The organism is Roseomonas fluvialis (assembly GCF_022846615.1).
In the GTDB taxonomy this organism is placed as follows: Bacteria; Pseudomonadota; Alphaproteobacteria; order Acetobacterales; family Acetobacteraceae; genus Neoroseomonas; species Neoroseomonas fluvialis.
Map to the genome: position 1 here is coordinate 4,223,937 of NZ_AP025637.1, position 21,884 is coordinate 4,245,820.

Annotated in this window: 20 protein-coding genes and 1 tRNA gene; 12 read left to right on the forward strand and 9 right to left on the reverse strand. The window is 73.3% G+C overall.

Features of this window, described 5'->3' with window-relative positions; all coding sequences use genetic code 11:
• Window positions 1-27 precede the first annotated feature (27 nt).
• The 5 genes from MWM08_RS20230 to MWM08_RS20250 all read left to right on the forward strand — a co-directional run bounded on the left by MWM08_RS20230 (window position 28) and on the right by MWM08_RS20250 (window position 5,453).
• Window positions 28-1,401 (forward strand): murein hydrolase activator EnvC family protein, encoded by a 1,374-nt coding sequence (locus MWM08_RS20230; RefSeq protein ID WP_244408316.1) that lies wholly within the window; start codon window positions 28-30, stop codon window positions 1,399-1,401.
• Between the two features lie 139 nt (window positions 1,402-1,540).
• On the forward strand, window positions 1,541-2,929 hold the full coding sequence (locus tag MWM08_RS20235; protein ID WP_244408317.1) for a S41 family peptidase: 1,389 nt from the start codon (window positions 1,541-1,543) through the stop codon (window positions 2,927-2,929).
• A 23-nt stretch (window positions 2,930-2,952) separates the two neighbouring features.
• A complete protein-coding gene (locus tag MWM08_RS20240) occupies window positions 2,953-4,272 on the forward strand; it encodes a divergent polysaccharide deacetylase family protein (RefSeq protein WP_244408318.1) in 1,320 nt (439 codons plus the stop codon).
• Window positions 4,269-4,754 carry an RNA pyrophosphohydrolase gene (locus MWM08_RS20245; RefSeq protein ID WP_244408319.1) on the forward strand — a complete coding sequence of 162 codons (486 nt, stop codon included), beginning with the start codon at window positions 4,269-4,271 and terminating at the stop codon, window positions 4,752-4,754. The genes MWM08_RS20240 and MWM08_RS20245 overlap by 4 nt, the downstream gene beginning before the upstream one ends.
• A 63-nt stretch (window positions 4,755-4,817) precedes the next feature.
• Window positions 4,818-5,453: a hypothetical protein gene (locus tag MWM08_RS20250; RefSeq protein ID WP_244408320.1), complete on the forward strand. Its 636-nt coding sequence runs from the start codon at window positions 4,818-4,820 to the stop codon at window positions 5,451-5,453.
• A gap of 25 nt (window positions 5,454-5,478) precedes the next feature.
• Here the strand turns inward: MWM08_RS20250 and MWM08_RS20255 are convergent, their stop codons facing one another.
• The 3 genes from MWM08_RS20255 to MWM08_RS20265 all read right to left on the reverse strand — a co-directional run bounded on the left by MWM08_RS20255 (window position 5,479) and on the right by MWM08_RS20265 (window position 7,732).
• Window positions 5,479-6,213, reverse strand: coding sequence for a YbaY family lipoprotein (locus MWM08_RS20255; RefSeq protein WP_244408321.1), 735 nt, complete (start codon window positions 6,211-6,213; stop codon window positions 5,479-5,481).
• A 119-nt stretch (window positions 6,214-6,332) separates the two neighbouring features.
• Window positions 6,333-7,025, reverse strand: coding sequence for a J domain-containing protein (locus MWM08_RS20260; RefSeq protein ID WP_244408322.1), 693 nt, complete (start codon window positions 7,023-7,025; stop codon window positions 6,333-6,335).
• Window positions 7,022-7,732 (reverse strand): VWA domain-containing protein, encoded by a 711-nt coding sequence (locus tag MWM08_RS20265; RefSeq protein WP_244408323.1) that lies wholly within the window; start codon window positions 7,730-7,732, stop codon window positions 7,022-7,024. The genes MWM08_RS20260 and MWM08_RS20265 overlap by 4 nt, the downstream gene beginning before the upstream one ends.
• Before the next feature lie 138 nt (window positions 7,733-7,870).
• On the opposite strand from MWM08_RS20265, the gene MWM08_RS20270 reads away from it, so the two are divergent.
• Complete coding sequence (locus MWM08_RS20270) at window positions 7,871-9,382, forward strand: hypothetical protein (RefSeq protein WP_244408324.1); 1,512 nt, start codon at window positions 7,871-7,873, stop codon at window positions 9,380-9,382.
• Window positions 9,383-9,401: 19 nt separating this feature from the next.
• Window positions 9,402-10,496, forward strand: a complete 1,095-nt coding sequence (locus MWM08_RS20275) for an ion channel (RefSeq protein ID WP_244408325.1) — start codon at window positions 9,402-9,404, stop codon at window positions 10,494-10,496.
• Between the two features lie 9 nt (window positions 10,497-10,505).
• On the opposite strand, the gene MWM08_RS20280 is transcribed toward MWM08_RS20275, so the two are convergent.
• The 3 genes from MWM08_RS20280 to MWM08_RS20290 form a co-directional block, all read right to left on the reverse strand.
• The gene (locus tag MWM08_RS20280; protein ID WP_244408326.1) at window positions 10,506-10,958 is read right to left on the reverse strand and encodes a MarR family winged helix-turn-helix transcriptional regulator; all 453 of its coding nucleotides are present in this window, start codon (window positions 10,956-10,958) and stop codon (window positions 10,506-10,508) included.
• On the reverse strand, window positions 10,955-12,097 hold the full coding sequence (locus MWM08_RS20285; protein ID WP_244408327.1) for a hypothetical protein: 1,143 nt from the start codon (window positions 12,095-12,097) through the stop codon (window positions 10,955-10,957). Before MWM08_RS20285 ends, MWM08_RS20280 begins: the two co-directional genes overlap by 4 nt.
• Before the next feature lie 91 nt (window positions 12,098-12,188).
• Window positions 12,189-14,462, reverse strand: a complete 2,274-nt coding sequence (locus MWM08_RS20290; RefSeq protein ID WP_244408328.1) for an NADP-dependent malic enzyme — start codon at window positions 14,460-14,462, stop codon at window positions 12,189-12,191.
• A gap of 164 nt (window positions 14,463-14,626) precedes the next feature.
• Between MWM08_RS20290 and MWM08_RS20295 the strand changes: the two genes are divergently transcribed.
• From MWM08_RS20295 to MWM08_RS20305, 3 genes are all read left to right on the forward strand, one after another.
• The gene (locus tag MWM08_RS20295; protein ID WP_244408329.1) at window positions 14,627-16,063 is read left to right on the forward strand and encodes a tetratricopeptide repeat protein; all 1,437 of its coding nucleotides are present in this window, start codon (window positions 14,627-14,629) and stop codon (window positions 16,061-16,063) included.
• 146 nt (window positions 16,064-16,209) lie between these two features.
• Entirely contained in the window at window positions 16,210-16,737 is a 528-nt protein-coding gene (locus MWM08_RS20300; RefSeq protein ID WP_244408330.1) for a c-type cytochrome, read from the forward strand.
• An 85-nt stretch (window positions 16,738-16,822) separates the two neighbouring features.
• Window positions 16,823-17,569: a hemerythrin domain-containing protein gene (locus MWM08_RS20305; RefSeq protein WP_244408331.1), complete on the forward strand. Its 747-nt coding sequence runs from the start codon at window positions 16,823-16,825 to the stop codon at window positions 17,567-17,569.
• A 163-nt stretch (window positions 17,570-17,732) separates the two neighbouring features.
• On the opposite strand, the gene MWM08_RS20310 is transcribed toward MWM08_RS20305, so the two are convergent.
• Window positions 17,733-17,818, reverse strand: a tRNA-Leu gene (locus MWM08_RS20310).
• Between the two features lie 30 nt (window positions 17,819-17,848).
• On the opposite strand from MWM08_RS20310, the gene lipB reads away from it, so the two are divergent.
• Entirely contained in the window at window positions 17,849-18,508 is a 660-nt protein-coding gene (gene lipB / locus MWM08_RS20315) for a lipoyl(octanoyl) transferase LipB (protein WP_244408332.1), read from the forward strand.
• A 387-nt stretch (window positions 18,509-18,895) separates the two neighbouring features.
• Entirely contained in the window at window positions 18,896-19,306 is a 411-nt protein-coding gene (locus tag MWM08_RS20320) for a hypothetical protein (protein ID WP_244408333.1), read from the forward strand.
• A 94-nt stretch (window positions 19,307-19,400) separates the two neighbouring features.
• Here MWM08_RS20320 and MWM08_RS20325 read toward each other — a convergent pair whose 3' ends face one another.
• Both MWM08_RS20325 and MWM08_RS20330 read right to left on the reverse strand, forming a co-directional pair.
• A complete protein-coding gene (locus MWM08_RS20325; protein WP_244408334.1) occupies window positions 19,401-20,837 on the reverse strand; it encodes a DEAD/DEAH box helicase in 1,437 nt (478 codons plus the stop codon).
• 287 nt (window positions 20,838-21,124) lie between these two features.
• Window positions 21,125-21,820: a CBS domain-containing protein gene (locus MWM08_RS20330; RefSeq protein WP_244408335.1), complete on the reverse strand. Its 696-nt coding sequence runs from the start codon at window positions 21,818-21,820 to the stop codon at window positions 21,125-21,127.
• Between the last annotated feature and the right edge of the window lie 64 nt (window positions 21,821-21,884).

Consider the following 21,884-nt stretch of genomic DNA (forward strand, 5'->3'; position numbering starts at 1 on the left):
ACATGGCCCGGCCCGCATTGCGTGGCCGTGGCCGACGCTGCGCGGCGCTATGGCACCGGGCGTGACGCGCCGCGCCGCCACGCTGCCAGACCCGCGCTGATGGCGGCCGGCGTGGCGCATCCGGATCGCCACACGGCCCGCCAGGGCACGGCCGCCCGCCCGATGCGCCTCGCGGCATTCGGCCTCGCTTGCGCGCTCTCGGCCGCGCCCGCCCTCGCCCAACCGACGCGCGAGGCCATCCAGGACGCGCGGCGCGCCGCCGAGGCCGAGCGCGCCGCCGCCGCCGACGCCGCCCGCCTGGCGCGTGAGGCCGCCGAACTCGAACGCGGCCTGGCCCGCCAGCGCGTCGCCATGGCCGAACGCGCCCAGCGCGCCGATGCCGCGCTGGAGGCGGCGCAGGACCGCGAGCGCGCCGCAAGCCTCGCCGCCATCGCCGCCCGCGCCGAGGTGGAACGCCGCGCCGCCGCCCTCGCGCCCTTGATGCCCGCCATGCGCCGGCTCTCGCTGTGGCCGGTCGAGACATTGCTGGCGGTGCCCCTGCCGCCCGAGGAAGCGCTGCGCGGCGTGCTGGTGCTGCAGGGCGTCGCCCGCCAGGTGCGCCGCGATGTCGAAGCGCTGCGCGAAGCCGACCAGGAGGCCTCCCGCCAGGCCCGGCAGGCCGCGGTCGAGGCCACCATCGTTGCTGCCGCGCGCACCGAGGCGCTGTCCGCCGCCCGCGCCCTGGACAGCGAGATCGCCGCCGCCCGCGCCCGCGAGGCAGAGGCCCGCCAGGCCGAGCGCGAGGCCGGCCGCCGCGCGCAGGAGGCGCTGGCCCGCGCCGCCGACCTGACCGAGATGCTGGCGCGCATCGAACGCGACCGCGCGCGAGAAGCCGCCGCCCAGGCCGCGCGCGATCGCGCCGAGGCCGCCGCCCGCGCGCGAGAGGAACGCGCCGCCCGCCGCGCCGGCCGCCCGCTGCCCGAACCCCCGCCCGCCCCCGCTCCGGAACCGGCGGCAGTCGCCGGCGCGCCTGCCGCCGCGCGCGTCACCCCGGTCGCCGGGCGGGTCCTGCGTGCCTATGGGGAGGCCGCGGAGGGCGGACCGGCGCGCGGCCAGACCATCCAGGCCGCGACCGGCGCGCGGGTGGTCAGCCCCTGCCCGGGGCGGGCGGCGTTCAGCGGTCCTTTCCGAAGTTATGGCCTGCTGTTGATTGTCGAATGCACCGATGGGCACCATGTCGTGATCGCTGGCCTCGGCCGGCTGGACACCACGACCGGCACCCGTCTGCTGGCCGGGGAACCGGTCGGTGTGGTCGGCGAAACCGAGGGCGGGCGCGGTCGCCTGTACCTCGAACTGCGGCGGGACGGGCAGGCGGTGGACCCGCGTGGCTGGTTCGGCGCGGGCCGTCCCGGGGCCGGCTGACGGGCGCGCCCCGGCGCGGCCAAGGTAACGGGTGCGTATCTGCGCGGAATGAGGCTGCACCTTGGTCCGCGTTGCACTGTAGGATCGGGACTCGCGCCGGGCCATCGGGCCCTCGGCGATGCGGAAGGAAGGAATTCGGATGCGGCGCAGGACCGGAACCTACGCGGCGGTGGGCGCGGCCTTCGTGGCCGGCGCCCTGGTCGGCCCCATCATGGGCGCCGGCGCGCAGGAAGGCGGGCGGGCAGAAACCTACCGCCTGCTGAACCTGTTCGGCGACGTTTTCGAGCGCATCCGCGCCGAATACGTCGAACCGGTGAACGACCGCGACGCGATCGAGAACGCCATCCAGGGCATGCTGTCGGGCCTCGACCCGCACTCGTCCTACATGAACCCCCGCATGTACCGCGACATGCAGGTGCAGACGCGCGGCGAGTTCGGCGGCCTCGGCATCGAGGTGTCGCAGGAAGGCGGCTACATCAAGGTCATCTCGCCGATCGACGAGACACCGGCGGCGCGTGCCGGCGTGCGCCCGGGCGACCTGATCACGCATCTCAACGGCAATTCCGTGCAGGGCCTGTCGCTGCAGGAAGCGGTCGAGCAGATGCGTGGCGAGCGCGGCACCGCCATCCGCATCACCATCCGCCGCGAAGGCGCCGAACGGCCGATCGAACTGTCGATCACCCGCGACGTGATCCGCCCGCAGGTCGTGCGCTTCCGCATGGAAGGCGGCGACATCGGCTACATTCGCCTGTCGTCCTTCAATGAACAGACCGAAGCGGCCATGCGCCGCGCGATGCAGCAGCTGCGCCAGCAGGCGGGTGCGAATCTCAAGGGCATCGTGCTCGACCTGCGCAACAACCCGGGCGGGCTGCTCGACCAGGCGGTGCAGGTCTCCGACGACTTCCTCGAACAGGGCGAGATCGTCTCCACCCGCGCCCGCCGCCAGGAAGACGCCCAGCGCTGGAACGCGCGCGCGGGCGACATCGCGCAGGGCCTGCCCATCGTGGTGCTGATCAACGCCGGTTCCGCCTCGGCCAGCGAGATCGTCGCCGGCGCGCTGCAGGACCACCGCCGTGCCGTCGTGATGGGCGTGAAGTCCTTCGGCAAGGGCAGCGTGCAGACCGTCATGCCCATCCCGGGCAATGGCGCGATGCGCCTGACCACGGCGCGCTACTACACGCCGTCGGGCCGCTCCATCCAGGCCACCGGCATCGAGCCCGACATCGAGGTGCTCGCGACGCGCGAGGACGCCACCACCGCCGCGGTGGCGCGGCGCGACCGCGAGGCCGACCTGCGCCGGGCGCTGCGCAACGACAATTCCGGCCAGGCGGCGCAGCAGCCCGCCCCGCCGCCGCCGCCGCTGAACCTGCCCGCCAACCTGCTGGAGCGCGTGCAGCGCCAGCCGGCCGAGGGTGCCGCCGCCTTCGACCCGACCAAGCCCGAGACCGACCACCAGCTGCAGCAGGCGGTCCAGCTGCTGCGCGGCATCGCCGCCCTGCCGGCCGCGCAGCGCCGCGCGGCGCGCTGAGCCCGAACCGGGGCCGCCCGCCAATGCGCGTGCCAGGCTGGCGGGCGCTCGGGCTGGCTTGGGCGGTGGTGGCGGTCGTGGTGGGCGGCGGGGCGGCAATCCTTGCCAGGCTCGGGCCGCCGGTGCCTGCCGAGCCCGTCGTGGCCGCGGCGCCACCCGGCGCCGATGCATCACATGCAACCGGCCCCGCAGCGACCGGCGAAGGCACCACGCCGCCGGCGTCGGCGGCGGCACCGGCTGCGACGCCCACCGGTGTCACGCCGCCCGCGGCCATGCCGCCCACGCCGGGCGGCGCTCCGCCCGACAGTCCCCCAGCAACGCCCACGCCAGCACGCGCGCCAGCCGCCGCGACGTCCCCGCCCGCTGCGGCCAACCTGCCTGCACCCGCCGCGCCGGCGACCACCGCCGCGGCGCCAGCCCCGCCGCCATCGGCCACCCCGCCGCCCGCGCCGGAACCGCCCCCCCTCGCCCCGGTCGCGGCCGCGCCGCGCGCCGCGCCGCGACCGATCACGCCGCCCGACCCGGCGCTGCAGGAAGCCGGGCGCCACGGCACGGTGCCGCGCATCGGCGCCGATGGCCGCACCTCCATCCGCACCTACGGCCGCGACTTCGACCGCCGCGACACCCGCCCGCGCATCGGCATCGTCGTGGCCGATATCGGCCTGTCCGCCAGCGCCACCGACGACGCCATCCGCCGCCTGCCGCCGGGGGTGGCTCTGGCGCTCTCGCCCTATGCGCAGCGCCCGGCCCAGGCCGCCGAACGCGCCCGCGAACGGGGCATGGAAACGCTCATCGCCATCCCGCTCGAACCCACCGGCTACCCGCTGAACGACCCCGGCGACCGCGCCCTGCTGACCGGGCGCGGCATGGCCGAGAACCTCGACCAGCTCGACTGGTCGCTGGCGCGCTTCCAGGGCTATGTCGGGGCCATCGGCGTGGTGGCTGGCATGCGGGGGGAACGCTTCGCCGCGCTGCCCGAGGCGATGGCCGCCGTGCAGGAGGCGCTGTTCCGCCGCGGCCTGCTGTATGTCGACCCGCGGCCCGGCGCGCCCTCGCCATCCCGCGCCTGGGGGCGCGGGGTCGATGTGGTGCTCGACGAACCGGCGCGCACGCGGCACGAGATCGACCGCCGCCTCGCGGAGCTCGAACAGCTGGCGCGCGAACGGGGCAGCGCGCTCGGCCTCGCCGGTGCGCCCACCCCCGTGCTGGTCGAGGGCATCGCCGCCTGGGCCGTCGGGCTCGACCAGCGTGGCGTGGTGCTGGCCCCGGTCTCCGCCCTGATCCGCCGCCCCGAGGCGACCGGCACCGAGACCCCCGCCGTCCGGCCCGCGAGCGCCCCATGACCAGCCTGCTGCCCTATCGCGCCAATGTCGGCGCCGTGCTGTTCAACGCGGCCGGCCTGGTGCTGGTGGCGCGGCGCGCCGACCTGCCCAATGCCGAAGGCGCGCCCGGCGGCTGGCAATTGCCCCAGGGCGGCATCGACGACAACGAGGACCCGGCCATCGCGGTCTTCCGCGAACTGGAGGAGGAAGTCGGCACCGCGCGCGCCGAGATCCTGGCCGAACACCCGCGCTGGCTGACCTACGACCTGCCGCCCGACCTGGTGGGCAAGGCGCTGGGGGGGAAGTATCGCGGGCAGCGGCAGAAATGGTTCGCGCTGCGTTTCACCGGGACCGATTCCGACATCCGGCTCGACCTCGACCCGCATCCGGAATTCGACGCCTGGCGCTGGGCGCCGCTGGCCGCGCTGCCGGACATGGCGGTCGCCTTCAAACGCGTGATCTACCAGGACCTCGCGCAGGAATTCGCCCGCTTCGCAGGGTGAAGCGCGTCACAGCCACGGCCGCCGGACCGGGCCATCATGCCACCGTGGCGAACGGAGCGCATGATGGCCGCACCAGCAACCTACCGCGTGCTCGACACGCGCATCGGCACCAGCATCGAGAATGCGGGCCGCTTCGATTTCCTCGCCCATCACAAGAGCGACCTCAGCACCGAGGACGTGATAGGTCGCCTGGCGGATGCCGCGGCCGCCGTGCCGATCGGCCGGCTCATCATGATCTGCCACAGCGGGCACAGCGCCGAGGGCGACTGGTGGATCAAGCTCGGCAAGGACGGGATCGGCGCCTGGAACCTGCGCAAGCTGCGCCCGCTGGCCGGGCGCTTCGGCGGGCCGGATCCGTCGATCGAACTGCGCGCCTGCTGGATCGTGACCAACCCCGGCGGCAGCCCGACAGATGCGCTGCCCGCCCCGCGCAGCGGCGCCGCACTGTGCCATGGCATCGCCGACCTGCTCGATGTCACCGTCTATGGATCGGATACCGCCCAGCCCGGCCCCTGCGGCCTGTTCTGGCTGGGCAGCATGTCCAATGACGGGCTGATGGAGGACTGGAACGATGCCGGCTCCATGGCGCGGCGTGACCTCGCGATGCGCGGCGAATGCTCGGAAGGGGCCTGGGCCGGCAAGGTCTACCGCTTCCGCCCCGGCAAGCCAGGCGCCGAAATCGTGACGCGACCGCGCTGAAGCCCCCAAAAGCAGCGCCTGCGCGTCAGCCCGGCTGGGCCGCGAGGCGCATCGCGACGCCGCCGGCCTCGTCCAGCAGCAGCAGCGTCGCGCCATCGGCGCGCCAGGTGCGCACGCGCGCGAGTGCTGCGTGGAAGCGCGCCTCCTGGTCCATCGCGGGCTCGGCGCAGGCCATGTTGGTCTGCGCGGCCGGGCCGAAGCGCAGCGCCGGGCCATCGGCTTCGTAGCCGCCGTTGAAGCGGTTGCAGCCTCCGGTGCCGTGGGCGCGGCCGGTGCCGTCGAAGGTGATCGTCGCGGGGATCGCGGCGGGCACGGCGCGGCCGCCGATCTCGCGCACCTGCCACGCGCCGGCCGGCCCGGGCGCCGCGGCGCGCACCAGCTGCAACGCGACGCCCTGGCCGGACCCGCCCTGGGGCAGCAGATGGTTGCTGTCGGTGTGCCAGCGCACCACGCCATCCACCAGCAGCCGAGCCGAGACGGCATAGTGTCCGCGTGGGTCGATCCGCGCCGGGTCGTATCGCAGCGCGAAGGGGATCGGCACCTGCCCCGCCGGGTCCACGCGCACGGTCGCGATCAGCGGCGCCGGCGCGTCGGCGCGGGAGATGTCGCGCAGTTCGACCTCGAGCATCGCGCCCGGCGGCAGCGCGATGCGTTCGCGATAGGCGGCGGTGCCGGTGACGACGGCGTCCTGCGTGGCGCCGGCAGGCGCGGCCAGGACCAGGAGGGCGGCGGCGAGCGCCGTGCGGCGGGCGTGTTCCATCGGCGCATCCTGCCGCCGCCACGCGGCAGGACTGGGGCGGCGGCGGGCATCGGGCGAGACGGCATCATGCATGGCCTGCATCCGGGCCGAGGCCGCGGAGAGGCCGCACCCGCCACCCGTCATCCGCCGACGAGCAGGTCCCGCGCCGCGTTCAGCCGCGCCGCCAGCCAGGCGCTGCCGCCCTGGTCGGGATGCGCGGTGCGCATCAGGCGCCGATGCGCGCTGCGGATCTCGGCCTCGGTCGCGCCCTCCGCCAGGCCGAGCACCGCCAGCGCCTCGGCGCGCGTGAGCGGGCCGTCCTCGGCCGCCGGGGGCGCGCCGTCGCGCCAGTCGGGGTGGCTGCGGTCGAGCCACGCTTCCAGCAGCGGCACGCTGTCGGGGTCCTCGGCGGCGCAGTCCGCCATCAGGGCGCGCAGCATCGGCAGGTCGAGATCCGCGAGGTCGGCACCCTGGAACCGCCCGCGCTTCACCGTGCCGGTCATGCGGCCGCTGTCGTGGTGCAGCACCATCTCGAGCGTCGCGGTCTCGACCCGGCTTTCCTGGCCCGGGCTCGCCTGGCCGCCGCGGGAGAAGGTGCGCGCCGTGCGCCACGACCGCCAGGCCTGCACCAGCAGCGGCGCGAACAGGCCGAGCGACCAGATCGCCTGCATGCCGCGCCCGCTGAACAGCAGCGCGCCGAGCAGCACCGCGCCAAGCCCGCCCGCGGTCCAGGCGAGCGTCTTCTTCACCGTCGTGACCGAGGCGGTGGCGAAGCCGCGCAACGCGACCATCACCACCAGCAGCGCCAGCGCACCGAGCGCGACCCAGGTCATGTGCGACCTTTCGGAGCGGGCAATTGTCCCGCGATGCGCGCCGCGGTCGCGCCGGGCAAGGCCGCCAGCGCCGTCCGCCCGCCGGCGGCGAACACCGCGACCGCCCGCAGCAGGTCCCGCAACGTGCCGGCCGAGGCCGAATCGAAGGGCGCGTAGGCGCCGCCCGACACCTTCGCCACCTGGCGGAAGGCATTGGCGGCGACCGGGTTGGCACCCTCGTGGAAGCAGAAGACCGGCGTGCCGAACAGGCCGAGCTCCCCCGCGGCGTGGCAGACGGCGTCGACATCCTCCTCGATCGCGTCGCCCACCAGCACCAGCGCGCCGACCTTCTCCTTACGGGATTCCGCCAGCGCGTGGCGCAGCGCGCGCAGGATCTGCGTCTGGCCGCCCAGGCAGGTCACGGTGGACATGCGCCGCGCCAGTTCCGCGCCGTCGGTCAGGAAGGGGGTTGCCGCGAATTCCATGAAGCCGCGCCAATAGGCGAGTGAGACCGCCAGCCCACCGAGGTCGCGCGTGGCCAGGAACATCTCCCCGGTCAGCGCGCAGGCCCGGTCCCAGGCCGGCTGGCGCGACGCGGTGGCATCGACGGTGAAGATCAGCCGGCCGGGCCGCCCGCTCGCCGGGCGCGCGGCGGGCAGCCGCGCGACACGGTCGAGGAAGGCGGCGACCTCGGGGGGCGGTCCGGTGCGGGCGGGCGGGCGGGTCATGCCGGGTCCGGGCTTTCGCGCATCATGCCTGTCATGTGAAACCGGTCACACCCCACGCCAAGCCCCGGCGCGCCGATGCTGGTGCGGAACGCGCGCGCGGGCTTAACTGGTTTCGGTCACGCAGGACGGGAGCCGGGGATGCACGCAGCACGCAGCATGGGCATGAAGGCGACGATGCTCGCGACAGTGGCGGGGCTCGCCCTGGCCGGGCCGGTCGCCGCACAGCCCAAGCCGGGCACCCAGGCGGCGCCCACGCAGGCGTTGCCCACCGCCAAGCCGCCGCCGCTCGGCGCGCCGCAGCAGGCGCAGCCGGCCCGGCCGGCCACCCCGCCGCCGGGCCAGCCCGCGCCGCTCCACCCGCCGATCATGCCGCCGGCCGCCCAGGCGGTGCCTGCCAACGAGCCCGCCGCGGTCACGCGGCTGCGCAGCCTGCTGGGCGCCAATGTCCGGCTCTCCTATGCCAGCGCCCAGGCGCTCGATTCCGCCGGCGAACAGGTGCGCCTGACCGGCGTCGTGCTCGAACAGCCCGGCAAGCGCGCCACCGCCGATGAGGTCACGCTGAACGGCCTGCGCCCCGATGGCGTGGCCGAGGCGGTGATCCGCGGCCTCGCGACCGAGGAAAGCGGCACGCAGGTCCGCGTCGGCCTGCTCCGCCTGGCCGGACTGACCGTGCCGCGCGGCGCCGGCGGCCCGCCCCGGCCGGAGGATGTGCGGCTCGACGGGCTGCGGCTCGAGGGGCTGGAGACCTCCGGCGGGGCGACCATGCGCCTTGCGTCCCTGACCTTCGAGAACTGGGTGGCGGGCCAGCCGGCGCGCTTCGGGATGGAGGGGCTCGACGTCTCGCGGATCGACGGCGGCGGCGTGGTCGATGCCGTGCGCATCGCACGCTTCGCCTTCAGCGGCGTCGACATCGCGAGCACCCTGGGCGCCGTGATGCGCCAGGAACGGCCGCGATCGCTGGTCGGGCGCGCCTCTGTCGAGATGGACGGGCTGGAACTCGCCGGCGGCGGCCGCCCGGTCGGCCGCATGACCGAGATGCGCATCGGCGCCGACGTGACCAACCCCGACGGGTCGGGCACCGGCACCCTCGCCTTCCGCGGTATCCGCGTGGAGGCCACGCCGATGATCGCTGCCTGGCTGACGCGCTTCGGCTACCAGGCGATCGACGCCGACATCACCTCCAGCTCCGCCTATGAGGGCGCATCGGGGCGGATCGAGGTGCGTGACATCTCGCTGGCGGTGCGCGAGGCCGGCACGCTGTCGCTCGCGCTCGCGATGGATGGCCTGACGCAGGAGAGGATGCAGGCGGCCGACTTCTCCGCCACGCGGCTGATCTCCTTCGGGCTGCGCTATGCCGATGCGTCGCTGTTCGGCCGCTTCATCGCCGCGCAGTCGCGCGAGACCCGCACGCCCGAGCCGCAGCTGCGCGAACAGCTGGCCGCCATGGCAGGCGGCGCGCTGTCCCAGCCGGGCGCAGCGGCGCTCGACCCGATCCGCGACGTGGTGCAGCGCTTCATCCGCGGCCAGGCGCGCACCATCGAGATCCGCGCCAATCCACCGCGCCCGCTCGGCATGGCGGATATCCAGGGTCCGCCGCCCGGCCCGGCGGAGGCCCAGCGGCTGTTCGGGATCACCGCCACGGCGCAGTGACCCGGGGGCGGTCCGTGCCGTGCTGACCGCGTTCCGGCTGCTGTTGCGCCGGCGTCGCTGGCGGCACGGGCGGCCGCGACTGCGCCGGCCAATGATGTGGCTGGCGGCAATGGTTGCGCTGTTCGTCGCCGCCATGGCCGCCTTCGAGGAGATGGCGCCGCAGGACAGCCTGTGGCTCGCGGTCGTGACCCTGACCACGGTCGGCTATGGCGACATCACGCCCAGGACCGGCATCGGCCGGGTCGCGACCGTGCTGCTGCTGCTGGTCGGTGGCGTCTTCGTCGTGGCGAAGGTTGCGTCGGACTGGTTCGACTGGCGCGAGGACGTGCGCGCGCGCAAGCGATCGGGATCCTGGAGGTGGGGCATGGAAGGCCATGTGCTGGTGATCGGCACGCCGGAGGGCGATGCCGTGCGGTTCTTCCACGGACTGGTGCGGCAACTGCGCGGCACGCCGGATTACCGGGAGGCGCCGGTGCTGCTGCTGACCCGCGCCTTTGCCGCGGGACCCGACGGCCTGCCGCAGATGCTGTGCGACGAGGACCTGGTGCATGTGAACGGCGCGCCGACCGACGAGGACGCGCTGCGCATGGCGGATGCGCAGCACGCCGCCGCGGTGATTGTGCTGGCCGAGCGCGAGGATGACGCGGTGAGCGATGCCATCTCGGCCGATGTCGTCGCGCGGGTGCGCGCCATGGCGGCCGGCGCGCCGCCGGTGGTGGTCACGGAATGCGTCGATGACCGCAACCGGGTCAGGCTGCTCGCGGCCGGCGCTTCGGCCGCGGTCCGTCCGCTGCGCAGCTACCCCGAGATGCTGGCCCGCGCCCTGGTGGCACCAGGCGCGGAGCGGCTGCTCGAGGACCTGTTCTCCTCCGAAGGCAACGAGTTGTTCCGGATCGACCTGCCAACGCCGTATCGCGGCACCTGGGCGCGCGTCGCCGGGCTGCTGCTGGAGCAGGGGCTCGGCACGGCCATCGCCTACAGCCCGCCGGGCGGCGAGGTCAGGCTGAACCCGGCCGGCGACCCGGCGATCGAGGCGCAGGCGGTCTATGTCATCCTGCGCGCGGAGCAGAAGGCCGGCGCGAAGGACCTGGCGGCGCTGCTCGCGCGGGGCTGATGCCGGCGTTCAGCCATCCCGCGCGCGGTCGAGCCGCGTGCGGATGGCGCGCAGGCCCGGCAGCAGCGCATCGCAGGTGCCGGCGGGCAGGTCGGCCAGCAGGGGGGCCAGGGCATCGGTGGCGCTGGCCACCGCCGCGGCGCGGCGCGCGCGGCCCGCTTCGGTGAGGAACACGCGCTTGCCGCGACCATCCTCGGGGTCGGGCTCGACCCGGATCAGCCCGCGATCCTCGAGCCGCTGCATGGTGTTCGTGATGGCGCCCTTGGCGAGTTGCAGCGCGCTCGCGATCCGCGCCGGCGGCGTGCCGTCGCCCACGCGGACGAGGTGGTTCAGCAGGATGAAGTGGGACAGCAGCAGCCCGTCCGCCTGCGCCGCGTCGAAGCGGTTGCGGGCGAGCTGCTCGATGATCCCGACCTCGTTCAACAGGGCGAACAGGGGCGGGTCCTGGGGTGCTGCCGTCATGCCCCCAGGATACGCGATTCGGCGGGCCAGCGCGGGGTGGGGCGCGGCGCGCGCGCGCCGTCGGGCAGGTGGCCGATGCGGCCCATCATGTGCACGCGGGATCCGGCCGGACCCGGCATCAGGGCCTGCGCCTCGGCGAAAGGCCCCGCCATCTCGGGATATTCCTGCAGCGCCTGGCTGACCGGGTGCAGGGCCAGGCCAAGCCCGGTTGCCGCCAGGTTCAGCCGCAGCCATTCCGCCCCCGCCGCCAGCGCGGCCGTGCGCGTCGCCGCGCCATTGAGCCAGACATGGGCGGTGGTGGCCGCCAGCATCGGGCGATAGCGATTGAACATCTCCCGGTAGCCGGGGGCGCCGGGGGTGGCGAAGCCCTCGCGCGTCAGCACGCCACGGGCGATCAGGTCATCGAGGCCTGGGCCACCGACGCTGATGCCGTCCGGCTGCGCGGCGATGGCGGGCGACCCCAGGCGCATCAGGTTGATGGTTTCCATATGCGCGGCGGGGGTCTCGGCTTCGATCACCCAGGCGCGCCAGGTGAGGTCGCGCAGGGCGGCGACGCGCGCGGAGTCGGTCGTGCCGCCGAAGCCCCCGCCGGTGGCGGCGGCGAGGGTCGCCATCTGCGCCTGCGTCACGGTGCGCGCGGTGTCGAACGGCACCTTTGCGCTGCGCCGGGCCGGCGCATGGGCGAACAACGGGTCGGGCGTGGCCGCACCCGGCAGCGGGACGAAGCGCGCGATGGGCCGCGCATCGAGCCGCGGGCCAGGTTCGCCCTCGGGCAAGGCCTCGATGCGCAGAGCCTGACCCTGCTGCGCGGCCGCCATGCGGAACAGTTCGGCGAAGCAGCCCAGGCCGATGGTGATCTGCCGGTCGAAGGGGTCGGTCGCCGGCAGCCGGCGATCGAGGTCGCAGCGCAGCAGCGCCGACCCATCGGCCTGCAGGTCGAGGATCCAGGGCTGGCGGTTGTGTGGGTTGGGGGCCAGCACCGCCCAGAAGGCCGCGCGCACGCGCCAGTCCGGGTGCGCGGCGGCGGGGGCTGCGGCCCAGGGGGCGACGGGGTCTGCGCTGGCGGCACGCAGCGTGCGGCCCTGCAGCGCAAGGAAGGCACCGGCGGCGCCGGCGAGGAGGATGCGTCGGGTGGACATGGGGATCTGCCTTTCGTTCAACGTAGAACTATTTACCTTCAACGTTGAACTAACTGCAAGCAAAAAGGCTGCGCCCCTCCCGGGCGCTTTTTCAGCCCTGCGCGTTCGCCTGCGCGACCGCCAGCGCGGTGACGTTGAGAATCCCGCGCGCGGTGACGGACGGCACCAGCACGTGGATCGGCTTGTTCATCCCCAGCAGCAGCGGACCCAGCTGCAGCCCGTCGGTCGCCGCCTTCACCAGGTTGAAGGCAATGTTGGCGGCATCGATCCCGGGCATCACCAGCAGGTTCGCCGCACCATCGAGCGTGCTGTCGGGCACCGCGCGCGCGCGGATCGCCGGGATCAGCGCGGCATCGGCGTGCATCTCGCCATCCACCTCCAACGCCGGGTCGTGCATGCGGACCAGTTTCAGCGCCTGGCGCATGCGTCGTGCCGATGGCGCATGCGACGCACCGAACGACGAATGCGACAGCAGCGCGACCTTGGGCGTGATGCCGAAGGCGCGCACCTGCTCGGCCGCGAGCAGCGTCATCTCGGCGATCTGGTCGGCGGTCGGCTCGAGGCACAGGTGCGTGTCCACCACGAACAGATGCTCGCCCGCACGCGTGACCAGGCCCGAGACGGCATAGACGCGCCCCACATCGTCGCGCTTGCCGATGATGTCGAGCACATGGCTCCACTGCCCCATCCAATCGCCGGTGCCCCCGCAGATGGCAGCATCCGCATGGCCGGCTTCCAGCAGCAGGGACGCCGCGACGGCCGGGCGCGTCATCACCCGCTTCGCCGCCGCGTCGGGCGGCGTGCCGCGGCGGCCGACCTTGTGGCGGTACAGGTCGACCAGCGGGGCGAACAGCGCATCGTCATCCACCGGGTCGACCACGCGCACGCTCTCGCCGAGCTTCATGCGCAGGCCGAGCGCCGCGACCTTCGCCTCGATCACGGAACGCCGGCCGACCAGGATGGGTTCGGCGATGCCTTCATCGACCACCGACTGCACGGCGCGCAGCGTGCGTTCATCCTCGCCCTCGGCATAGGCCACACGGCGCGGGCGCTTGCGGGCGGATTCGAAGACCGGGCGCATCAGGTTGCCCGAACGGAACACGTTGCGTTCCAGTTCGCGCCGGTAGGATTCGAAATCGGCGATCGGGCGCGTGGCAACGCCGCTGTCCATCGCCGCGCGCGCCACCGCCGGCGCGATCTCAAGGATCAGGCGCGGGTCGAAGGGCTTGGGGATGATGTAGTCAGGGCCGAAGACCGGCGCCTGGCCGCCATAGGCCGCGGCGACGACTTCGCTCGCTTCCACGCGCGCCAGTGCCGCGATCGCATCCGCCGCGGCGATCTTCATCGCCTCGTTGATCGTGGTTGCACCGACATCCAGTGCGCCGCGGAAGATGAAGGGGAAGCACAGGACGTTGTTGACCTGGTTCGGGTAGTCGGTGCGCCCGGTCGCCACGATCGCATCAGGCCGTGCGGCGCGCACGGCCTCGGGCAGGATCTCGGGCTCGGGGTTCGCCAGCGCCAGGACCAGCGGCTTGGGCGCCAGCAGCTTCAGCCATTCCGGCTTGAGCACGCGCGGCGCCGACAAGCCCAGGAACACATCTGCCCCCGGCAGCGCATCCTCCAGCGTGCGGGCCTCGGTCACCTGCGCATAGCGCGCCTTGTAGGGGTCGAGGTCATTGCGCCCCGTATGCACCACGCCGCCGATATCGCAGACGGTGACGTTCTCCCGCCTCAGCCCCATCGACACCAGCAGATCCAGGCAGGCCAGCGCCGCCGCGCCACCGCCGGTGTTGACCAGCTTCACATCCTCGAGCCGCTTGCCCTGCAGTAGCAGCCCGTTGCGCACCGCGGCGGCCACGATGATGGCGGTGCCGTGCTGGTCGTCGTGGAAGACCGGGATCTTCATCCGCTCGCGCAGCGTGGCCTCGATGACGAAGCATTCGGGCGCCTTGATGTCCTCGAGGTTGATGGCGCCGAACGAGGGCTCGAGCGCGGCGACCACCTCGATGAACTTCGCCGGGTCGCGTTCCTCGACCTCGATGTCGATGGAATCGATGCCGGCGAATTTCTTGAACAGGACCGCCTTGCCCTCCATCACGGGCTTGGACGCCAGCGCGCCGATCGCACCGAGACCCAGCACGGCGGTGCCGTTGGTGATGACCGCGACCATGTTGCCGCGCGTGGTGTATTCGTAGGCGGCGGCGGGGTCGGCGGCGATCGCCTCGCAGGCCGCGGCGACGCCGGGGCTGTAGGCCAGCCCGAGGTCGCGCTGCGTCGCCATGCGCTTGGTCGGCTCGATCGCCAGCTTCCCGGGCCGCGGGAGCCGGTGGTAGTCGAGCGCTGCGCGGCGGAAATCATCGTCCATGAACGGCACCTCCGCCACACAGGGTAGAGGCTTTCGCGCCGGTGCGTCAGGGCCACCGGCCGCCGGGGGCGGTTTCCCCATCCGTCGCCCCGGCCTATCCTGGCATCGCAGGTCGAGGGCCCCGCGCGCGGCGGGGCGATGGGTCGGGGAGCAGCGGCGTCCGGATGGACGGCAGGCGACGGGTCGCAGACATCCTCCGCACCTACCTGGCCCGCGAGCGCATCTCGCGGGACGAATTCGCGCATCGCACGCGGCTCGGCCGCTCGACCGTCGACAAGCTGCTGGTCGGGCTGTTCTCCGACCGCACGCTGGCGGTCGTCGAGGCGACCACCGGCCTCGTGCTGCATGACAAGGTCGCGGCCCCCGCGCTGCCCGACGCGCCACCCGGCACGATCGCCACAGGCGCGGCGGAGGACGCAGCGCCCTCCATCGCCGTGCTGCCCTTCACCTTCATGGGCGAGGCCGCCGGCCAGGACTGGCTGGCCGATGGCATCACCGAGGACATCATCACCGACCTCGCCCGGCTGCGCTGGCTGTTCGTGATCGCGCGCAATTCGACCTTCACCTACAAGGGCCGCGCGGTGGACGTGCGCGAGGTCGCGCGCGACCTCGGCGTGCGCTACGTGCTGGAAGGCAGCGTGCGCGTGGCCGGCGGGCGCATACGCGTCACCGGACAGTTGATCGACGCCGCCACAGGCCGGCACATCTGGGCTGAACGCTACGATCGCGAGATGGCCGACATCTTCGCCGTGCAGGACGAGATCACGCGCCATGTCGTCGCGGCGATCGAGCCGCATCTGTATGCCGAGGAAGGCTTCCGCGCCGCCGCCCGGCCGACCGCGAACCTCTCGGCCTGGGGCCTCGCGGTGCGCGCCATGGGGCTGATCAGCAAGGTCGGCCGCGCGCAGAACCAGGAAGCGCGCCGCCTGCTCGAGGCCGCCCTCGAGCTCGAGCCAGGCTATGCGCGGGCACAGGCGCTGCTGGCCTGGGCCGGCTGGTGGGCGGCCTTGTGCTACTGGTGGCCGGACAATGCCGAGGGCTACCGCCAGGCGGCACGCCACGCGGCCGTGGCCGTGGCGCACGATGCCGCCGAACCCTGGGCGCGCATGACGCACGGCATCTGCCTCTCCTCGGCGCGCCAGCACGAGTCCGGATTGGTGGAACTGCGCGCGGCACTCGACCTCAACCCCTGCTTTGCGCTGGGGCGCACGCTGCATGGCTGGGGCCTGCTGCGCGCCGGCCGCATGGAGGAAGCGATCGCCGAGACGGGCCTCGCGCTGCGCATGAGCCCGATGGACAGCTTCGCGGGCATCTACACCGCGATCCACGGTCTCTCGCTGCTCGGCGCGCGGCGCTTCGACGAAGCGCTGCCGCACCTGCGCGCCTCCGTCGCCGCCTTCGCCGAGTATCTCGGGCACTACAACACGCTGATCTCTTGCTGCGGGCATCTCGGCCGCATCGAGGAAGCGCAGGACTACATCGCCGCGCGCAACCGGATGGGCCCGCCGATCCGCGTCGGGCTGCTGCGCCGCAACCTCGCGGGCTTCGCCCATGCCGAGGTCTTCGTCGAGGGCCTGGTCAAGGCCGGCGTGCCGGAGTGAGCCGCCGCATGGCGGTGTGACGCGGATCACCGGCGGGAAGGATTCCGGAAAGCTCCGGAAAGCTCCGGCGATGGCTCCGGAAAGCGGCGGCGGCGAATGTGGCGCCATCCCGCGGCGAGGTCGCCCGGGCATCGAGGACCGCCGCCATGACCACCATCGCTTCCCGCGGCCTGCGCGCCGCCGCCATGATCGCCTCCCTCGCCGCCGCGCCCGCGCTGGCGCAACAGGCTGCGCCGTCGGGCCCGAACGCGCGCGGCGAATACCTCTCGCGCATCATGGATTGCGGCGGCTGCCACACCGGCGGCGCGCTGGCCGGCCGGCCCGACCCGCGGCTGCACCTGGCGGGCTCGGGCATCGGCTTCGGCATCCCCGAGGTCGGGGTCTTCTATCCGCCCAACCTGACGCCGGACCGCGAGACCGGGCTCGGTACCTGGAGCGAAGCGGACATCGTGCGCGCCGTGCGCACCGGCGTGCGGCCGGACGGGCGCGTGCTGGCGCCGGTGATGCCCTGGCATTCCTACGCCGCGCTCACCGACGCCGATGCCCGGGCGCTGGCGCGCTACCTGCGCGCCCTGCCGCCGGTGCGCAACCCGACCCCGGCCATGGTCGGCGCCACCGAGACGCCCACGGCGCCCTACCTCACGGTCGTCGTGCCCGGCGCGCCGGCGCGCTGACAGCCACCACCTGCGCGCCGGCCGTCGCGACGTGCGGCGCGCGGTCGGCGCCATGACAGCCGCACCCATGCCGAGGACACGCCCCATGCCGATCATCAACGACAACTGGCTTGCGCCGAGCCGCGACGACGTGTTCGGCCCGATGCCGGCGCCGAAGCGCCCGGCCTCCTTCGACCTGTACGGGCCGGTCCACAAGGGGCTGCGCCTGGCGCTGTGCGGGCTGCTGACGCGGCTCGGCGCGCAGGACTGGACGGAAGCCGCGAGCACGGCCGCGCTGCTGGATGCGATGCGCGGGCAGCTCGAGATCTCGGCGGCGCATCTGCGCCACGAGGAGGAGCACATCCACCGCCTGCTCGACACGCGCCTGCCCGAAGGCGCGGTGCGCCCGCGCCACCAGCACGAGGCGCATGACGCCGCCTTCGCGGACCTGGCGCTGATGATCGAGACCATCGCCGCCGCGCCCGGCGCCGAGCGCCCGCCGCTCGGCCGCCGTCTCTATCTCCGCTTCAGCACCTTCGTGGCCGAGGATTTCGAGCACATGGCCGAAGAGGAGCAGGCGGTGCAGCCGATGCTCCAGGCGCTGCTGAGCGATGCGGAGATGCGGGCGATCGAGGCCGGCATCCTGGCCGCGATCCCGCCCGCCCGCGCGCAGGATTTCCTGCGGCTGATGCTGCCGGCGATGAGCCCGCCCGAACGCGCCGCCCTGGTTGCGGGCGCCAGGGCCAATGCGCCGGACGACACGGCGGTGGCGATGATCGAGGGGTCGGCGATGGTCAGCCTCGCGCCCGCCGACTGGCACGACCTGCAGATGCGCCTGGCCCTGGCCGCCTGAGCCCTCCGACCTGTCGGCCCGAGGCCCTGCCTCGGGCCGCGAGCGCATAGCGCGACCGCGCGCACGCTGCCCGCTGCCCGCTGCCGCCAGGGCGGCAGTGCACGACGCGAAGGCAAGCCGGCCGGATGGCCCGCGCCCGCCGTCTGAGGAATCAGAAAAAAACTGGTGCGGTCGAGAAGATTCGAACTTCCACAGGGTTTCCCCTACCAGCACCTCAAGCTGGCGCGTCTACCATTCCGCCACGACCGCAAACCGGGTAGAGGGCGCGGCGTATAACCCATGAGCGCCCCGCCATCAACTGAGCCGCCGGAGTGGATCATCTCCGACGGCCGCACCCCCTATGCCGAGGCCCTGGCCGCGATGGAGGCGCATGTCGGCGCCATCCGCGCGGGCGGCGCGCGCGAACGCATCTGGCTGGTCGAACACGACCCGACCTACACCGCCGGGACCTCCGCAAGGCCCCAGGACCTGCACGATGCCCGCTTCCCGGTGTTCAACGCCGGGCGCGGCGGGCAATGGACCTATCACGGGCCGGGGCAGCGCACGGGATACGTGATGCTGGACCTCAACCAGGCGCATGGGTCCGTGCCGGCGCGTGATGTCCGGGCCTATGTCCATGGTCTCGAGGAATGGCTGATCCGCACACTGGCTCGCTTCAACATCCGCGCCGAACGGCGGGCGGGCCGCGTCGGGCTGTGGGTGCCAGACCGGGCCGGCGGGGAGAACAAGATCGCCGCGATCGGCGTACGCGTAACGCGTTGGGTGACCTGGCACGGCGTGGCACTGAACGTCGAGCCGGACCTGTCGCATTTCGGCGGGATCGTGCCCTGCGGCGTGGCGGAGCACGGCGTGACCAGCATCGCGGCGCAGGGGGTGATGGCGACGATGGACGAAGCCGATGCGGCGCTGCGGGGGGCCTGGGGCGAGGTGTTTGGGTAAGGGGCGGTGGAAGGTCAGGGGGAGGGAACTCCCCCTGAAACCCCCTCCTTTTTTTGGCCGTTGGCGCGGGAAGGGGCGGTTTCGGACAATGGGGTTGGGGGGCTTTAGGGCTTTAGGATTTTAGGCGGGACCGACGGATTGCGGGTTTTGGACAAATTCCGACTGGGACGAGCTCGGCGCGTATCACCAAGTTTCGGAGAAATACCGCGCGCGGCGTCAGAAAGGGTCCCGCTGCGACAGGGTGACGAGGGACGGATGCGGCTGTGAAAGAGCGGCAGTCTGCACCATACTGCGGACTGAATTCCTATATAAGCTCGCCGCGTTGCGAAAGTCCAGGGAGAGCTGCGCTATTCTTATCTGCCGCGCCTCATCGATGCGCTAGGGGGCATGCCGCTCGCGATCTGGCTGGTCGCGCAGCGGGCAGCGGGGCTTCGCTCCCGCGCCGACCACGACGCGGCACGGGGTTCCTACGAGGCGGTCCTACCGATCGTTCGCGCCGCCGGCGCGCGCATCGGCGAGGCGATTCGTGGGCTGCGGTTGGGGCGGGTGTCGCTGGCGGACGAGGAATTCAGGGCGGTGCGCGAGGACATCGTCGCGGCGCTGTCGCAGTTCCGCGCGCTCTCCCCGGTCTGGAACGAGGCTGATGCGTTGCCGGCGCTAGGTGACCTTGAGTATGCCGCGGGCAACATTCCGGCAGCCGCGGCGCGCTACCTGGAATCGGAGGAAGCCTTCCTGCGCATCGGCAATGCCGTGAATGCCGCCAAGAGCCGAGCGCTCCGTGAGGCGCTCGCCGGATGAGCACCCCTGGCCGCGCCGGGAACGCTCGTCCAATTGACAGAAAAAAGGATGGGGGTCCGGGGGAAGTTCCCTTCCGCCGGGCCTTAGCCTTGCCTTACCGCCCGCGCTTCAAGAACGCCGGCGCAGACGACCCATCGCGAAAATCCCCTTCCCGCCATGACCGGTCCCGCCGCGGCGCTTCCGCCTGGCTGCCGGTGCTGGACGGACGCCGCCGCGCGGCCTCGCCGGCATGCGGCCGCGCGGGCTGCACGTCACGCTTCGGCTCCGCCGTCGCACCATGCCCAGCCGGACGGTGCTGCGGCTGCCGCGGCTGCTGGGCCTGGCGCTGCGGCTTGCGGTGCTGCTGCTGCCGCGGCGGCCGCGGGGCCTCCTTCGGCTGGGCGGCGAGTTCCTCTGCCGTCGCACCCGGGCGGGTTTCCGCCGGGATGGTCTGGCGGATCAGCTTCTCGATCGCGCGCAGCTTGTCGCGGTCCTCATGGCTGCACAGCGCCACCGCCTCGCCCGAAGCGCCCGCACGGGCGGTGCGGCCGATGCGGTGCACGTAGGTCTCGGGCACTTCCGGCAGGTCGAACTGGATCACGTGCGTCACGCCATCCACGTCGATGCCGCGGGCGGCGATGTCGGTCGCGACCAGCACCGGGGCAGAGCCGTCGCGGAAGGCGGCGAGTGCACGCTCGCGCGCGTTCTGCGCCTTGTTGCCATGGATGGCGCTGGCGGCGATGCCGTCCATGTCCAGGTGCTTCACGATGCGGTCGGCACCGTGCTTGGTGCGGGAGAACACCAGCGTGCGGCCGACACCCTCGCCGCGGATGATCTCGGCCAGCACGCGGCGCTTGCCCGAGGCCGGGACGTGGATGACGCGCTGCGCCACCTTCTCGGCCGTGGTGGCGACCGGGGCGACCGACACGCGCACCGGGTCGCGCAGCATCTCGGCGGCCAGGCGGTTGATCTCGCTCGGCATGGTCGCGCTGAAGAACAGCGTCTGGCGTTCGGCCGGGATGGCCTTCACCAGGCGGCGGATGGCCGGCAGGAAGCCCTTGTCGAGCATCTGGTCGGCTTCATCGAGCACCAGCGTGGAGACGTGGTCGAGCCGCCCGGCATTCTGGTCGAGCAGGTCCTGCAGGCGGCCGGGTGTGGCCACCAGGATATCGACGCCGCGGGCCATCGCCGCGCGCTGCGGGCCGAAGCCCACGCCGCCGAAGATGACCGCGACCGACAGGCCGAGGTGGCGGCCATAGGTCTTGATGCTGTCGGCGATCTGCGAGGCCAGTTCGCGCGTCGGCGACAGGATCAGCACGCGGCAGCCGCCGCGCGGCGGGCGGCCGGCGGTGGCCGCCAGGCGATGCAGGATCGGCAGGCCGAAGGCCGCGGTCTTGCCGGTGCCGGTCTGCGCGATGCCGAGCAGGTCGCGGCCTTCGAGCACCGACGGGATGGCCTGCGCCTGGATGGGGGTTGGGGAAGTGTAGCCTTCCTCGGCCAGGGCCTGGAGGATGCGGGGGTCGAGGTTCAGCGCCTCGAAATTCGTGGTCACGATATGTCCTGTCACGCGCGCGTGGCGGTTCCGGCCGCGCGCGTCGCTGCGGTCTGGAATGCCCCGCGGGATAGGGACCGTCCGGTGTGTGGCGCGCCATCCCCGGCCCGGGCCCGCACCGCGCTTCACGCCTTCTGCGAAGGGAAGCGGCGGGGACCGATCACGCGGCCGGGCGGCGCGTGGCGCGCGGAGGTGTCCGCGCGGTTGGGCAGGCTTATGCGCCTTCGCATGTGCGAAAACAAGGAAAATGCAAAAGCATGGGGAAAAGCGCGGGCTGCGCGGCGACGCTACGGCACCCCCAGCATCATGCGCGGCGCGGGGGTGGTGTCGAAGCGGACCTCGCGCACCCCGGCCACGCCCTCGGCCAGCACGCGCAGGGCGCGCAGCGCCTCCTGCGACCCCAGGAAGCCGTGGAACGTCACCACGCCGTCCTGCACGATGGGAAACACGAAGCGTGCGCTGATCCAGGGCTGTTCGGCCATGGCGGCATAGATGGCGCGGCGGATGCGCGGGTCGGACGCCTCGGCCTCGGCGCCGGAGCCGACCGGGGCCATCACTGCGCGCAGCAGGTCGGCGCGCGAGACCACGCCCACCAGGGCGCCGTCGCGCACCACCGGCACGCGGCGGATGCGGCGCGTCTCCAGGATATGGGCGACTTCCTCGACCGTCGCGTCCTCGGCCACGGTCGCGAGGTCGGTGCTCATGAGGTCGCGCACGCGCCGGCCATGGGTGCGCGCGTAGCTGGCGGCCTGGTCGGCATTGGCGCCGAGCAGCGCCGCGAAGAAGGAGGCCGGCTTGTCCTCGCGGGCCGCGAGGCGGCGCATCAGGTCGCCATCGGTGACCAGGCCGACCAGGCGGCCCTCGGCGTCGACGACGGGGGCGCCGGAGACGTGGCGCTCGGCCATCAGCGTGGCGAGCGCGTCGATCGGCATGTCGGGCGGTACGGTGACAAGGTCGGTGGTCATGATGTCCCGGGCGCGCATGGAGTTCCTCCTGGTTGCGACCGGCGGAGCATGCGGCGGGCGGGGCGGCGGCGCCTTGAGCCGA